This window comes from Xanthomonas sp. NCPPB 3761 (genome assembly GCF_041475705.2).
GTDB classification, from domain to species: Bacteria; Pseudomonadota; Gammaproteobacteria; order Xanthomonadales; family Xanthomonadaceae; genus Xanthomonas; species Xanthomonas phaseoli.
In genome coordinates this window covers 1,687,268-1,701,395 of record NZ_CM191262.1, presented here as the reverse complement: position 1 = coordinate 1,701,395, position 14,128 = coordinate 1,687,268, and the positions used below count along the sequence as shown (strand labels likewise).

Here is a 14,128-nt window from a genome sequence, read left to right as displayed (position 1 = left end):
ACCATGAGTGTCTGGACCTCTTCGCGCGTGCATGGGGCCTCGCACGTACCCTCATCCGCCCTTCGGGCACCTTCTCCCGCATGAGCGGGACACTGTTCCGGCAGGAGAAGGAAGCTGCGCACGCATGCCTTGTGCGTCTCCGCGCTCCGCATCTTCGCGTCGCATGGCTGCACCCGGACACGGGCGCGCAGACGCCATCGAACATGGCGCCCAGCATCCCGTCTCCGTGATTGAGCAAACACATCATGCTAAGATGCACTTGATAACCATTCCCATTAGTGACCAATGCGCCCCACGCTTCTTGTCACCGCGCTCGCCGCTGCGCTCGCTCTGCACGCCCCTCCAGCCTTGGCTCAACACACAACCTCGCCGGCCGTGACCGAGCTGGATGGCGTGGATGTCGTCGGCCGTGCGCAGACGCTCTACAAGTCCGAAGACGCAGCTGTTGCCACGCGTACCGATACCCCGCTGGCGCTGGTGCCGCAGTCGGTGCAGGTGCTGCCGCGCGAGTTGATCGACGACCAGGCTGCGCGGCAGATCACCGATCTGTATCGCAGCATCAGCGGCATCAGCTTCTTCAGCTATGCCGGCGTGACCTTGCGCGGTTTCCGCCAGGAAAACGTGCTGTACGACGGCCTGCGCGGCGACCCGTATGCCGGGTTCTCGGTGCCGCAGCTGTTCAACATCGAACGGGTGGAAGTGCTCAAGGGTCCAGCCGGTGCGCTGTACGGCGGTGGCGAACCCGGGGGTGTGATCAACTATGTCACGCGTAAACCCGCTCATCAGGCGGCGCGCCGCATCGAACTGCAACTGGGCAATCAATCCTTTGGCGCAGCCTCGTTCGAGGCCACCGGCCCCGCGCGCGCAGATGGCCGCATCCGTCACCGCATCGGTGCCTATGCCGATGGCGAAGACGGGTTTCGTTGGAATACCGACAGCCAGAGCCAGATCGGCGATGCGTCGGTGGCCTTCGATCTCGGCGACACCGGCGAGCTCACCCTGCAATACACCGACATCACCCAAAACCTGGGCGGCAACCGGTTGCGCGGCGTGCCGGTCGATAACGACGGCAACTTCCTCACCGACCGGCGCTGGAATCACAACGAACCCACCGATTTCCTGGACATGCGTGCCAAGGTGGCGCTTGCGCAGTATCGGTTTGCGCCGTCCAACGCGTGGGACGTGGACATGGCGCTGCGCTGGTTCAAGAACCAGGAGCATCAGATCTATCACGAGCCGATGGGTTTGATCGACCGCGATCGCGACGGCACCGCCGAGTGGATGACCCGGCAGCTGCGCAATCAATACCGCGACAACGATGCGATCTCCAGCAATGTCAACGCGATATTCCGCACCAGTACCGGGGCGATCGATCACAAGCTGCTGATGGGCGCGGACTACTACCGCCTGGACGCGGATTTCCGCGCGCAAACCGCCAACACCGCCGACAGCGGACGCGTGCGTGGCCCGGTGCCTGGCATCGATTTGTTCAACCCAGTGTACGGCCGCAGCGGCTTCTACGATTACGGTTTGGATGCCCTGCCCTGGCGTGCCACCAGCACGCGCAGTCAACGCTATGGCGCCTATCTGCAGGACGAACTCACGCTGACGCCGCGCTGGTATGCAATGGCCGGGTTACGCTGGGACGGCTTCAAGGACGACGACCTGCTGAGTGGCTCGCGCGTCACCGGCAACGATCTCAGTTGGCGCGTCGGCAGCACCGTGGTGTTACGCGACGGCATCAACGCCTACGCAAGCTATGCCAGCGGCTTTCTGCCGCAGGACGCGGCCAATCAGGACAGCAGCGTGGGCGGCCCGTTCGCACCGGAACGCAGCACGCAATGGGAAGTGGGCCTGAAAACTGCGCTCAACGATGGCGGACTCACCCTCAACACGGCGCTGTACCGCATCGAGCGCAGCAATATCGTGCAGGCGAACGGGCGCGTCGTCGACGGCGTCAATCAACTCTCTGCGCTTGGCTTGGTGCGCAGCGAAGGGTTGGAAGTCGACCTGCTGGCCGACCTGACCGAGCGCTGGGTGCTCAATCTCACTTATGCCTACAACGATGCACGCGTGCTCGATGCAGGCACCAACGGCATCACCAATGCCTCCGGCGATCGCTTCGCCAATGCACCGCGCAACACCTTCGGCCTGTGGACGCGCTACGACCTGCCGATGTGGCGCTCGGCGATCGCCTTCGGTGCCGACTACGTGGGCGAACGCGTCAGCCTGGATGGCCAACGCGTCAAACCGTATGCCATTTACGACATCAGCTGGCAGACGCAGTGGGACGCGTGGAAGCTGCAGATCAACGTCAAGAACCTGTTCGACAAGGTCTATGCGGTAAGCGGGTTCAATACGCGCGCCGGCCACTTCCCCGGCGAGCCGCGTCGCATCTACGTGCAGCTGGCTTACAGCTTCTGACCCGCGCGCAGCGGGTATGTGGCACGCCACCGGCAAGCTGGGCGATCGACGTGCACAGCGCATCGCGCGTGCGGCTGCCACCTGCTCCATACGTGTTGCTCGTGTTTGGAAAGACACACAGCGTCTGACCCCGCACGACCACCTGCATACGCAACATCGTTGAAGACGGGCGCAAGTCGTGGCGTGGAACTGCGAACCTGTTCAATGCAAGACACATCGAGCGCTGACGACAGCGTTCGCAATGTGATGCTGTTCAACGCAGCGGCTTCTCGGATGGGAAAAACGCCTCGACTGCAGCAAGGTAATGAACCTGCGCCGAATCGCGCGGCTGCGCATGGGCTGGAACTTAACGTTCGGTGGGACACACTAGAGCCCGTCGCGATTGGAGTCTTGCTCCGCACATCGCCCTCTTCCCCCCCACTGACCGGAATCCGCATGCCTGTGCTTGCCCGCTCCGTTTCCGCCCTATTGCCACTGCTGTTTGCCACTGCCTGCTCGGCCGCGCCGCCAGCCAAATCCGGCCCGCCGGATGCGCCTGTGGCTGCCTGCACCGCCAAGGTACGCCCTGGCCAGGACCTGCAAAAAGCCATCGACAAACTGCCGCAGAGCGACAAACCGACGGTACTTTGCCTGGAAAAGGGCGAGTTCCCGCTCAACGGCTTGGTCTCGATCCACCGCGGCAACTTCACCCTGCGCGGCCAGGGCCCGAGCACCGTCGTGCGCATGGCCGACGGTGTGCAGCAGCCGGTGCTGGTGGTCGGCGATTACGAAAACCAGCAGCCCACCGGGGTGATCCGCAACGTCAGCATCGAAGACATGCAGATCGTCGCGAGCACAGGCGACAAGGAGTTCATGCCCGAGCGCCCCTACCTGAGCAATAGCGCGGTGGTGGTGCGGTCCGGACAAGGGATCCGGCTTGCCGGCCTGCAGGTCAACAAGTGCCGCAGCGCGTGCCTGCTGAGCGAGTACGACACCCGCGAGATCACCATCGAAAACAACGATGTGTCCGGCGCAATCTGGGACGGCGTCTCGTTCAACCGCACCGCCAAGGTCACGATGGTCAACAACTACATCCACGACAACGTGGCCGCCGGCTTGACCACCGAGCACCTGGAAGACAGCGAGATCCGCAACAACCGTTTCGAGCGCAACGGCAGCCAGGGCATCTATCTCTCTGACGCGCGGCGCAACCGCTTCAGCAACAATCAATTCGACGGCAACAAGGTGGCCGGCGTGTTTCTGGCCTGCGCGATTCGTTATCGCACACCGGAAATCTTGTGCTGGGACAACAGCATGAGCCAGGACAACGTGTTCGAGAACAACCGTTTTGCCAACACGCCGTTTACCTACACCATCGGCGTGGACCGCGCAGCCAACTGCACCTCGGCCGACTTCAAGCCGAACCTGTGGCGCAACAACCAGGCCGACATGGCCGGCGTGGATATCGATCCGCAGCGCTATGGGTACTGCGTGCGTCACGAGCAATAAGACGCGCTAATTGACTGAGCGGCCGGCCATGCAGCGATGCAGGCCGGCCGCTTTAGTGACTGCAGCCTTATGACGCCAGCGCCTGCGCGTGTACCCCGGCAATCGCGCGGCCCGATGGGTCGGCCATCGCGGCAAAACTCGCATCCCAGGCAATCGCCGTTGGCGAGGAACAGGCAATCGACTTGCCGCCCGGCACGGTTTCCGCCGCCGCCTGACCGGGGAAAAACTGCTCGAACAAACTGCGATAGAAATACGCCTCCTTGGTCTGCGGCGGGTTGACCGGGAAGCGTCGGTCGGCGGCGGCCAGTTCGCGATCGCTCACCTGCGCCTGCGCATGCGCCTTCAGTCCGTCGATCCAGCCGTAGCCCACGCCGTCGCTGAACTGCTCTTTCTGACGCCACAGGATCGATTCGGGCAGGTAGCCGGCAAATGCCTCGCGCAGTACGCCCTTCTCCATGCGCGTGGCCCCGCTGCTGGTCTTGTCGATCATCTTGAAGCCGGCATCCATGCGCATCGCCACGTCCAGGAATTCGCGGTCCAGGAACGGCACGCGTGGCTCCACGCCCCAGGCCATCATCGACTTGTTCGCGCGCAGGCAATCGTAGTTGTTGAGCGCATCGAGCTTGCGTACCAGCTCTTCGTGGAATTCGCGCGCGTTCGGCGCCTTATGGAAATACAGGTAGCCGCCGAAGATCTCGTCGCTTCCTTCGCCGGACAGCACCATCTTGACGCCCATTGCCTTGATCCGCCGCGCCAGCAAAAACATCGGCGTGGAGGCGCGAATGGTGGTGACGTCATAGGTTTCGATGTGGCGAATGACGTCGGGCAATGCATCCAGGCCTTCGTCGAAGGTGTATTCGAAACCATGATGCACGGTGCCGAGCGCTGCGGCAGCCACTTCGGCGGCGGCCAGATCTGGCGAACCCTTCAAGCCGATCGCGAACGAATGCAAGCGTGGCCACCAGGCCTCGGTGGTGTCGTTTTCTTCGATGCGATGACGGGCGTAGCGCGCGGCCACGGCCGCAACCAGCGAAGAATCCAGGCCACCGGAGAGCAACACACCGTACGGCACATCGGTCATGAGCTGACGGTGCACGGCGCGCTCGAATGCTTCGCGCAATTCCTGCAGTTGCACCTGTACACCTTCCACCGCGTCATAGTCGCGCCAGGCGCGCTCGTAGTAGCGGCTCAGTGCGCCGGTGGCGCTGTCGTACCAATGACCCGGCGGAAATTGCGCGGCATCGGCACAGTCGTCCACCAGCGATTTCAGTTCCGACGCCACCCGCAAACGGCCTTCGCGGTCGTGTCCCCAGTACAGCGGCACCACGCCGATCGGGTCACGCGCGATGATGACGCGCCCTTGTGTCTTGTCCCACAGCGCGAAGGCAAAGATCCCGTTGAGGCGGTTGAGATACGAGACCGGCGTATCTTCGCGATACAGCGCATTGATCACCTCGCAATCGGAGCCGGTCTGGAACGCGTACGGCTGCAGCAGCTGTGCCTTGAGTTCGCGATGGTTGTAGATCTCGCCATTGACCGCCAAGGCGAGCTGCCCGTCGTCGGAGAGCAACGGTTGCGAGCCGCCCGCCGGATCGACGATGGCCAGGCGCTCGTGCACCAGGATGGCGCCGGTATCGACGTAGACGCCGCTCCAGTCGGGCCCGCGATGCCGCTGGCGCTGCGAGCATTCCAGCGCCTGCCGGCGCAGCGCCTGCAGGTCGTCACCAGGTTGCAGGCCGAAAATACCGAAGATGGAACACATGGAAACACTCCTGAAGAACTGCGGGGGTTGGCGGCCGGTGAGAGCGTGCTGCAAGGATCGACACCCATAAAAAAACCCGCATCGGCCGATGCGGGTTTTTCTGGTTCCTGGGCGTTTGGTGGACGTCGCCTAGTCGCAGACCCGCATCGGCCGCGCACGATTATTCGCGCGCAGATTGTTGCGGTTGGCGTTATTGAGGTTGGCGAGGCGAGTGACCATGCCGCCGACGCTAACGGTTCGGTTGTACCGGCGCAACTGTTTCAGTGGCAACAACGGCGTCTGCACGGCCCGCTCACTCGACCAGCAGGCGCTCGATCAACCTGCGGTACAGCGCCGGTAGCGCATGCAGGTCGGCCACGCGCACATGCTCGTCGACCTGGTGGATGCTGGCATTGACCGGGCCCACTTCGATGCATTGCGCGCCCAATGGCGCGATGAAGCGCGCGTCGGAAGTGCCGCCACCTGTGCTTTCTTCCGGCGGCGCACCGGCGAACTCGCCCAAGACCTCGCGCGCGACGCTGCGCAACCGCCCTTCCGGGGTGTAGGACGGTTCGCCGCTGCGGTGCCAGCGCAGCGTGTAGTCCAGCGCATGCCGATCGAGCAGTGCGGTGACTTCGGCCTCCAGGCGCGGCGCGTCCCAATGCGGCGTATAGCGCAGATTGAAGGCCACCTGCAGCTCGCCAGGAATCACGTTATTGGCGCCGGTGCCGGCGTGGATGTTGGAAACTTGCAGGCTGGTGGGCGGAAAGCTTTCGAAGCCGTCGTCCCATTGCCGCGCCACCAGTTCGGCCAGCGCAGGCGCTGCCAGATGGATCGGGTTGCGCGCCTTGTGCGGATACGCCACATGCCCCTGCACACCTTTCACGGTCAACGTGCCGGACAGGCTGCCGCGACGGCCGACGCGCAACAGATCGCCCAGGCGCTCGGTGGACGAAGGCTCGCCGGTGATGCACCAATCGATCGCTTGCCCGCGTTCGCGAAACACCTCGGCAACCCGGCGCACGCCATCGATGGCATCGCCCTCTTCGTCCGAAGTCAACAGCACCGCCAACGTGCCGGGGTGCGTTGGGTGGGCAGCGACGAATTGCTCCGCGGCAACCACGAACGCGGCCACGCTGCCTTTCATGTCCGCGGCACCACGCCCATACAGCACGCCGTCGCGAATCTGCGGATCGAACGGATCGCTGGTCCACGCCTCGCGCGGGCCCGGCGGCACCACATCGGTATGCCCGAGCAACACCAGCACCGGCGCACCGCTGCCATGGGTTGCCCACAGATTCTCGACCTCGCCCAGGCGCAAGTGCTCGCAGCCGAAGCCGGCTGCGCGCAGGCGCTGCGCAATTGCGGCCTGGCAACCGGCATCGGCCGGCGTTACCGAGGCACGTGCAATGAGGTCACAGGTCAACTCCAGCACATCGCTCATGAAACGTCACCGCAGTAGAGCCGCATCGCGGCGTTGATGGAGGAAAGCGCGTCTGCATCGATCGGCGTGGTTTGATCGCAGTTGCAGTCGTGGCAGCGAATCGGTTTGCAGACAGTCGTCGCGTCATTGCCGGTGCGACATCGAACCGCTTACCCAGCCGATGCGGGCACGATCAACATGCCAGACGTGATGCGCCGCGACGATAGCGGCAACACGGTCTGCAGCACCGTCGAAATCCGCAGTCGCTTAGCCAACGCCGAATAGCTTCTTGAAGCCGTTATCGGAAAAGCCCTGATGCAGCGTGGCCTCGTCGGTGACGACAAGCGGCCGCCGGATCAGCTGCGGGTATTCGCGCAGCAACAGCTTCCATTCGGCCGCACTGCCCGCCGCCTTGCGGTTGTCCGGCAACTGCCGCCAGGTGGTCGAGGACTTGTTGATCAATGCATCGAATCCACCGACCTGCTCCGCCCACGCCACCAGGGTGTCCGGCTCCGGCTTGTGATCGCGATAGTCGACAAACGTATACGCCACACCAAAACGATCCAGCCACTTGGTGGCTTTCTTGCAGGTATCGCAGTTTTTGAGTCCGTAAAGCGTGGTCATGTGACATATCCCAAAGGGCGGTGCAGATCCCCTCACTTCGTGAAAGGGGTTGCGATGGAACTGCGTGCAACGCGACCGGCAAGCGATCTCACGAGCGCGCTGAGACACGCGGGTGATTGCGGCAATCGAGAGTGCCAAAGGCGCACTCTCGACCGGCGCTGCGCGTCAGCTGTTGCCGATGCGAAGCGGATTAATCCGCCAGACCACGCAACAGTTCGTTCACGCTGGTCTTGCTGCGCGTCTTGGCATCCACCTGCTTGACGATCACCGCGCAATACAGCGAGTGCGAGCCGTCCTTGGAGGGCAACTGCCCAGACACCACCACGCTGTACGGCGGCACATAGCCGTAGGAAATCTCGCCGGTAGCGCGGTTGTAGATGCGTGTGCTCTGGCCGATGAACACGCCCATGCCGATCACGCTGTGGTGCCCGATGACCACGCCTTCCACCACTTCCGAGCGAGCGCCGATAAAGCAGTGATCTTCGATGATGGTGGGGCTGGCCTGCAGCGGTTCGAGCACGCCGCCGATGCCGGCGCCGCCGGACAAATGGCAGTGTTTGCCGATCTGCGCGCACGACCCCACCGTGGCCCAGGTATCGACCATGGTGCCTTCGCCAACATAGGCGCCGATGTTGGTGAAGCTCGGCATCAGCACCACGTCCTTGCCGAAATAACTGCCGCGACGCGCCACTGCGCCCGGCACCACGCGCACGCCGGCCTTGCGGAATTCGGCTTCATGGAAGCCGGCAAAGCGCGATTCCACCTTGTCCCAGAACGGCGCCGGCTGGGCGTCGATCACCGCCATCTCATTGACGCGGAAATACAGCAGTACCGCTTTTTTCAGCCACTCGTTGACGGTCCAGCCCCCCTGCCCGTCCGGCTCGGCGACGCGGAACTGCCCGCTTTCCAGTCCGTCGATCACGCGATTGACAATGGCACGGGTGGAACCGTCGATCTCGTCGATGGTCAACGTGGCGCGCCGTTCGAATGCGCTTTCGATGCCCAGCTTGAGCTCGTCGCTGCCGGCCTGCGGTGCGGCGCTGTGCACGGCCTGCTCGGCAATCGGCAGCTTCCTTGCCGCCGCAGCCTTCTTTGCGGCCGGTGCAGCAACCACTTTGGTCGGCTGCTTGGCCATGCGCGGCGCAGCGGACGTTGCGGTCTTGCCGCCCGTCTTGTTTGCAGCGGTTTTCGAGCTTGCCGCATCGGATGCAGCAGCCTTTTTGCCAACCACGCCAGCTGCTGCGCCCTGTTTGCCGGCGACAGCACCTGGCTTTGAGGCGGCAACAGCCGGCACCTTGGCGGCCTTGCCGCCCGTTGCAGTCGCGCGCTTGGAGGCTGCGGTGGTGGTCGCGCTCTGCTTGCGCGCGGTCTTCTTGCTGGTGGCCATGGGGGTCTCCGGAGTTGCTAGCTAGACAGGGTCAAGGCAGGCGCACAGCGCATCGCGCAGCGCCTGCCGGGCGGATTCGGACAACGGGCGGTCATGCTCGTCGGTGATCTGGAACTGGTCTTCGGCACGTTCGCCGAAGGTGGCGATACGCGCGTCGTGCACGCGCAGGTGCTGCATGCGCAACACGTGCGCGACATCGGCAAGCAGGCCGGGGCGGTCGGGTGCGACCAGACTGATGCGGGTGCGGCGGCCGCCGGCGCTTTCGCTGAATTCCACCCGCGGTGCGAAGCGGAAATGCCGCAACTGGCGCGGCACCGCACGGCGTGCCGGGCGCACCTTCTGCAGGTCGCCGGCCAGCACCTGACGCAGCGTTGCCGCAAGCCGCTGCGGGTCGCCGTCGGCATAGGTCTCCTGCGGCAACACTTCGAACACGTCGAAGATCGCATCGTGTGGCGCGTCCAGCACACGTGCGCGATGGATGCCGTAGCCCTTGCGATCGAGCGTGGCCACGATGGCCGCAAACAGCCCATCGCGGTCCGGCGAATACACGAACACTTCCAGCGCGTCGTTGTCCGGCACCGCGCGACGCGCCTTGACCAGGGTCTGGCCGATCTCCACTTCGATCAGCGAGGCCGCCTGCCATGCCAATTGCTCGGGACGGAAACGCAGGAAATTCTCGTCCGGCATGCCGGCAAACTGGCGATCGATGGTGACATCGTCGTGCCCTTGCGCCTGCATCAAGGTACGCGCCGATTCGCGCGCTTCGCGTAGCCGCTCTTCGCGCGGTGGTGGGTGCTCCAGGCCTTCGCGCAACGCGCGACGCGCGGCGAAATACAGATCCGCCAACAGCCGATCTTTCCACGCGTTCCACAACTTGGGACTGGTGCCGGCGATGTCGGCACAGGTGAGCAGGTACAGATAATCCAGACGTTCGCGTGTGCCGACCAACGTTGCGAAACGGTGAATCACCTCCGGGTCGGAAATGTCCTGCTTCTGCGCGGTGACCGACATGCGCAAGTGCTGTTCCACCAGCCAGGTCACCAGCTCGGTATCGCCTTCGCTCAGGCGATGCGCCAGGCAGAACGCGCGCGCATCCACTGCGCCCAGTTCCGAGTGATCGCCGCCGCGGCCCTTGGCGATGTCGTGGAACAGGCCCGCCAGCAACAGCAGTTCCGGCTTGCGCAGACGCGGCCAGACTTCATGCGCGATCGAGAAGCGTTCGTCGGCGCGGCCGGCGGCAAACAGTGCGATGTTCCGCAGCACCATCAAGGTGTGCTGGTCCACCGTATAGACATGGAACAGGTCGAACTGCATGCGCCCGGAAACGCTGGCGAATGCCGGAATCCACTGGCCCAGCACGCCCAGCCGCGCCATGCGATTGAGCGTTTCCACCGCACGCGGGCCGCGCAGCAATGCCATGAAGCGTTCCCGGGCCGTGGCATCGGCAATATCGTATGCCGGCAGATCGCGCAGAACCTCGGCCAGCGCGCGCGCGGTCAGCGAATGCAGTCCGCGCACCTCGCGATGCGCGGCCCATTGCGCAAACAGCGCGAACACCTGCAGCACATCGCCATCCGGCCAGCTTTCGGCGTCGGCAGCCAGGTAGCCGCGGCGCAGGCTGAAGCCGCCGCCCAAAGGCTCCGGCGTCGCTTCGCCATCGAACTGTTCTTCGAAGCGCTGCAACAAGCGGTCGCTGATGCGGCGGATCAAGGCAGCGCTGCGATAAAAGCGCTGCATCATTTTTTCCACGCCCAGGCTTTCCGGGTCGTCGGCGAACCCCAACCGTTCGGCAAGGGTCTTCTGATAATCGAACCGCAGCCGCTCTTCCGGCCGGTTGGCCACGATGTGCAGACCGAAACGCAGCCGGGCGAGCTCTTCGCGCTCGCGACGCAACGCGGCGGCCTCGTCGAAGCCGACATGGCCCAGCCCGACCAGGGCCTCCAGGTCCTTGACCCCGAACGCGCGCAAGGCCATCCAGCCCAGCGTCTGCAGATCGCGCAGACCACCGGGGCCATCCTTGATGTCGGGTTCGAGATTATCGGCGGTGTCGCCGAAGCGCTGATGGCGCGCCAGCAATTCCTCGCGCTTGGCCTGGAAGAAGTCGCGCGGCGGCCACACCTGCGGCGGCGCGATCGCCGTCGCCAGCGCAGCGCGCGCGGCGGCATCGGCCACCAGTGCGCGCGATTCGATCAAGGCAGTGAGCACGGTCTGGTCGGCGGCCGCAGCAGTGCACTGCGCCGGCGAGCGCACCGCGTGACTGATCGGCAGGCCCACATCCCAGAGCAGCGCAAACAAGCGCGCCAGGGCCTGCTCGTGCTGCTGTTGCGCGGCGGTGTCGCCCAGCACCAGCACATCCACATCCGAGCGCGGAAACAATTCGCCACGTCCGTAGCCGCCAACCGCATGCAGCGACAAACCGCTATCGGCCGGCATGCAGAGCATCCAGGCATTGCGCATCAACTGGTCGACCGCGCGGGCGCGCAGCGCCACCAGACGCTCGATCGGCTCGCCCTGATCGAAGCGTTTGCACAGGCGCATGTCCGCATGCACCAGCAGCGGACGGGCCTGCGCGGCCCAGTCCGCGTCGCCGGCGACGCCCGGGTCGGGTCGCTCCGCCGGCGTGTCCGTCATACCGGCGCGGGCGAATTGGCCGACAGCGTCAACACATCCACGCCATCTTCGGTGACCGCAACCATGTGTTCCCACTGCGCAGACAACTTGCGGTCCTTGGTGACCACGGTCCAGCCGTCCGGCAGCGTCTTATGGTGGTAGGTGCCTTCGTTGATCATCGGCTCGATGGTGAAGGTCATGCCAGGCTTGAGCACCAGCCCTTCGCCCGGACGGCCGTAATGCATGACCTGCGGCTCGTCGTGATACACCTTGCCGATGCCGTGGCCGCAGTAATCGCGTACCACGCTGAAGCGCTCGGCTTCGGCAAACTTCTGGATGGCATGGCCCACATCACCCAGCGTGGCGCCCGGCTTGACCGCCCGGATGCCGCGCCACATCGCTTCATAAGTCGTTTCGACCAAGCGCTTGGCCATCACCGACGGGGTGCCGACGTAGTACATGCGGCTGGTGTCACCGTGCCAGCCGTCCTTGATGACGGTGACGTCGATATTGACGATGTCGCCGTCCTTCAACACCTTGGCTGCACTCGGGATGCCGTGACAGATCACGTTGTTGACCGAGGTGCACACGCTCTTGGGGAAACCACGATAGCCGACATTGGCGGGGATGGTGCCCTGCACGTTGACGATGTGGTCATGGCAGATGCGGTCCAGCTCGGCAGTGGTCACGCCCGGCTTCACGTGCGGCGCCACCACATCGAGCACCTCGGCGGCCAAGCGGCCGGCGACGCGCATCAGTTCGATTTCTTCTTTGGTTTTCAGATTGACGCTCATGACCACGATTATCGCCGATCCGGGCTGAATCTGAACGACCCGCGCCTGCGCTTTTTGTGTGGACACCGCAACCGGCAGCAAGCGGACCGCACAACGGAAAGCCGTCGCAACTGCCTATTCATGCGTGACGCCGTGCACGCAGCGTCAAAAAAGGCCTTAACGAAGTCATCTGTAAGACATCGCACTTTTATCAATAAAACCAGTCAAGACAGCTAGATAGCGTGTGAATTCGGCGTTATGTTTGGCACAGCTGATGCAGTACAGGGAAGGCGACGACTCGTCGCGTCATCAATGACCAGAACGGTCAAGGAAATGTCCATGCGTACTGTCCGCCCTGTCCTGCTATCGCTCGGCCTGCTCTCGACCACTGGCATCGCGAGCGCGGCAGACACCACCACCTTCAACGTCAAGATCGCGGTCACCAAGGCCTGCACGATTACCGCTGCGTCCGCCACGGACGTCGACTTCGGCTCGGTACTCTCGACCTCGACCGCCAATGCGGACGCCAACGGCAGCGTGACGGCCCAGTGCACCGCGTTGACGCCGTACAACATCGCATTGAGCGCGGGCAGCAATGCCGGCACGGCCAACGACGTCACCACCCGCCGCATGAAAAATACCGACGCGCTGGTGACCACCAACAACTACATCGCCTACCAGCTCTACCAGGATCTGGGCCGCAGCACGGTTTGGGGCAGCACCACCGGCACCAACACGCTCAGCCGCACCGCCACCGGCCTGAATCAGGTCTACCCGGTCTACGGTCGCGTGACCAACCCGTCGGCCAACAATCCTGCGACCGGTAGCTATCAGGACACGATCACTGCCACGATCGTCTATTGAGCCCGCGCATGCCTGTGCATCACCGCCCGTTGTCACGTTTACCTGCCTGGCTGATGTCGGCCGGGCTGGCGATGACGCTGGTCATGGCCAACGGCGCCCTGCCGACGCCGGCGCATGCCGCCAGCCTGCAGCTGGCGCCCACATCGCTGAGCCTGAGCGCCCAGCAGACCGCCGACGGCCTGTGGCTGAGCAACAGCGGCAGCGCGCCGGTCCAGGTGCAGACCCGCGCCTATCGCTGGACCCAACGCGATGGGCAGGATCAGCTTGATCCCACCCAGGATCTGCTGGTCAGCCCGCCGATGCGCACCCTGGCCGCTGGCGAGCGCCAGTTGATCCGGGTCATCCGCGCCGGGCCTGCCCCGAGCGGACAGGAGCAGTGTTACCGCATCATCGTCGACGAGCTGCCCAGCGCCGATGCCGACCGCAAAGGCATGCAGTTCGTGCTGCGTTACTCGGTGCCGATCTTCTTGCTGCCGCCCGGCAACGCCGAACCCTCGCCGACCCTGAGCGCGCAAGTGGTTGCCGGCAGCGACGGCAAGGCGCAGATCCAGATCAGCAACACCGGCACCGGCCATGCGCAGGTCGCCGACCTGCGGCACCAGGTCGATGGCGCAACCAAGACCGCATTGAACGGCTTGGTCGGTTATGTGCTGCCCGGGCAAACCATGCGCTGGTCGCTGGATGCGCCGCTGGCGCAGTTCGGCCGCGGCACCATCATCGCAAGGATCAATGGTGAGGCTGACGAACGTACTTTGTTGGCCGCGCCGACGGCACCGTGATGCGGCGCGGCTGGC

At 64.2% G+C, this 14,128-nt stretch carries 11 protein-coding genes; 4 read left to right on the top strand and 7 right to left on the bottom strand.

The window, feature by feature from the left end; translation table 11 throughout:
* Nucleotides 1–285 precede the first annotated feature (285 nt).
* The gene (locus tag ACCQ00_RS07460) at nucleotides 286–2,424 is read left to right on the top strand and encodes a TonB-dependent siderophore receptor (RefSeq protein WP_039574217.1); all 2,139 of its coding nucleotides are present in this window, start codon (nucleotides 286–288) and stop codon (nucleotides 2,422–2,424) included.
* Nucleotides 2,425–2,859: 435 nt separating this feature from the next.
* Entirely contained in the window at nucleotides 2,860–3,912 is a 1,053-nt protein-coding gene (hpaM, locus tag ACCQ00_RS07455) for a type III secretion-associated outer membrane-bound protein HpaM (RefSeq protein WP_039574208.1), read from the top strand.
* Nucleotides 3,913–3,979: 67 nt separating this feature from the next.
* On the opposite strand, the gene asnB is transcribed toward hpaM, so the two are convergent.
* The 7 genes from asnB to map form a co-directional block, all read right to left on the bottom strand.
* The gene (gene asnB / locus ACCQ00_RS07450; RefSeq protein WP_039574205.1) at nucleotides 3,980–5,674 is read right to left on the bottom strand and encodes an asparagine synthase B; all 1,695 of its coding nucleotides are present in this window, start codon (nucleotides 5,672–5,674) and stop codon (nucleotides 3,980–3,982) included.
* A gap of 129 nt (nucleotides 5,675–5,803) precedes the next feature.
* Nucleotides 5,804–5,959: a hypothetical protein gene (locus ACCQ00_RS07445; protein WP_157926046.1), complete on the bottom strand. Its 156-nt coding sequence runs from the start codon at nucleotides 5,957–5,959 to the stop codon at nucleotides 5,804–5,806.
* A gap of 7 nt (nucleotides 5,960–5,966) precedes the next feature.
* On the bottom strand, nucleotides 5,967–7,097 hold the full coding sequence (dapE, locus tag ACCQ00_RS07440; RefSeq protein ID WP_372354098.1) for a succinyl-diaminopimelate desuccinylase: 1,131 nt from the start codon (nucleotides 7,095–7,097) through the stop codon (nucleotides 5,967–5,969).
* 246 nt (nucleotides 7,098–7,343) lie between these two features.
* Nucleotides 7,344–7,700, bottom strand: coding sequence for an arsenate reductase (locus ACCQ00_RS07435; protein ID WP_039574201.1), 357 nt, complete (start codon nucleotides 7,698–7,700; stop codon nucleotides 7,344–7,346).
* A gap of 190 nt (nucleotides 7,701–7,890) precedes the next feature.
* A complete protein-coding gene (gene dapD / locus ACCQ00_RS07430; RefSeq protein ID WP_039574200.1) occupies nucleotides 7,891–9,087 on the bottom strand; it encodes a 2,3,4,5-tetrahydropyridine-2,6-dicarboxylate N-succinyltransferase in 1,197 nt (398 codons plus the stop codon).
* Nucleotides 9,088–9,108: 21 nt separating this feature from the next.
* The gene (locus ACCQ00_RS07425) at nucleotides 9,109–11,718 is read right to left on the bottom strand and encodes a [protein-PII] uridylyltransferase (RefSeq protein ID WP_039583828.1); all 2,610 of its coding nucleotides are present in this window, start codon (nucleotides 11,716–11,718) and stop codon (nucleotides 9,109–9,111) included.
* Nucleotides 11,715–12,491 (bottom strand): type I methionyl aminopeptidase, encoded by a 777-nt coding sequence (map, locus tag ACCQ00_RS07420; protein WP_008576697.1) that lies wholly within the window; start codon nucleotides 12,489–12,491, stop codon nucleotides 11,715–11,717. The genes ACCQ00_RS07425 and map overlap by 4 nt, the downstream gene beginning before the upstream one ends.
* A 318-nt stretch (nucleotides 12,492–12,809) precedes the next feature.
* Between map and ACCQ00_RS07415 the strand changes: the two genes are divergently transcribed.
* Nucleotides 12,810–13,334, top strand: a complete 525-nt coding sequence (locus tag ACCQ00_RS07415; protein WP_039574796.1) for a Csu type fimbrial protein — start codon at nucleotides 12,810–12,812, stop codon at nucleotides 13,332–13,334.
* Nucleotides 13,335–13,342: 8 nt separating this feature from the next.
* Complete coding sequence (locus ACCQ00_RS07410; RefSeq protein ID WP_039574789.1) at nucleotides 13,343–14,113, top strand: fimbrial biogenesis chaperone; 771 nt, start codon at nucleotides 13,343–13,345, stop codon at nucleotides 14,111–14,113.
* The last annotated feature ends 15 nt before the right edge of the window (nucleotides 14,114–14,128 follow it).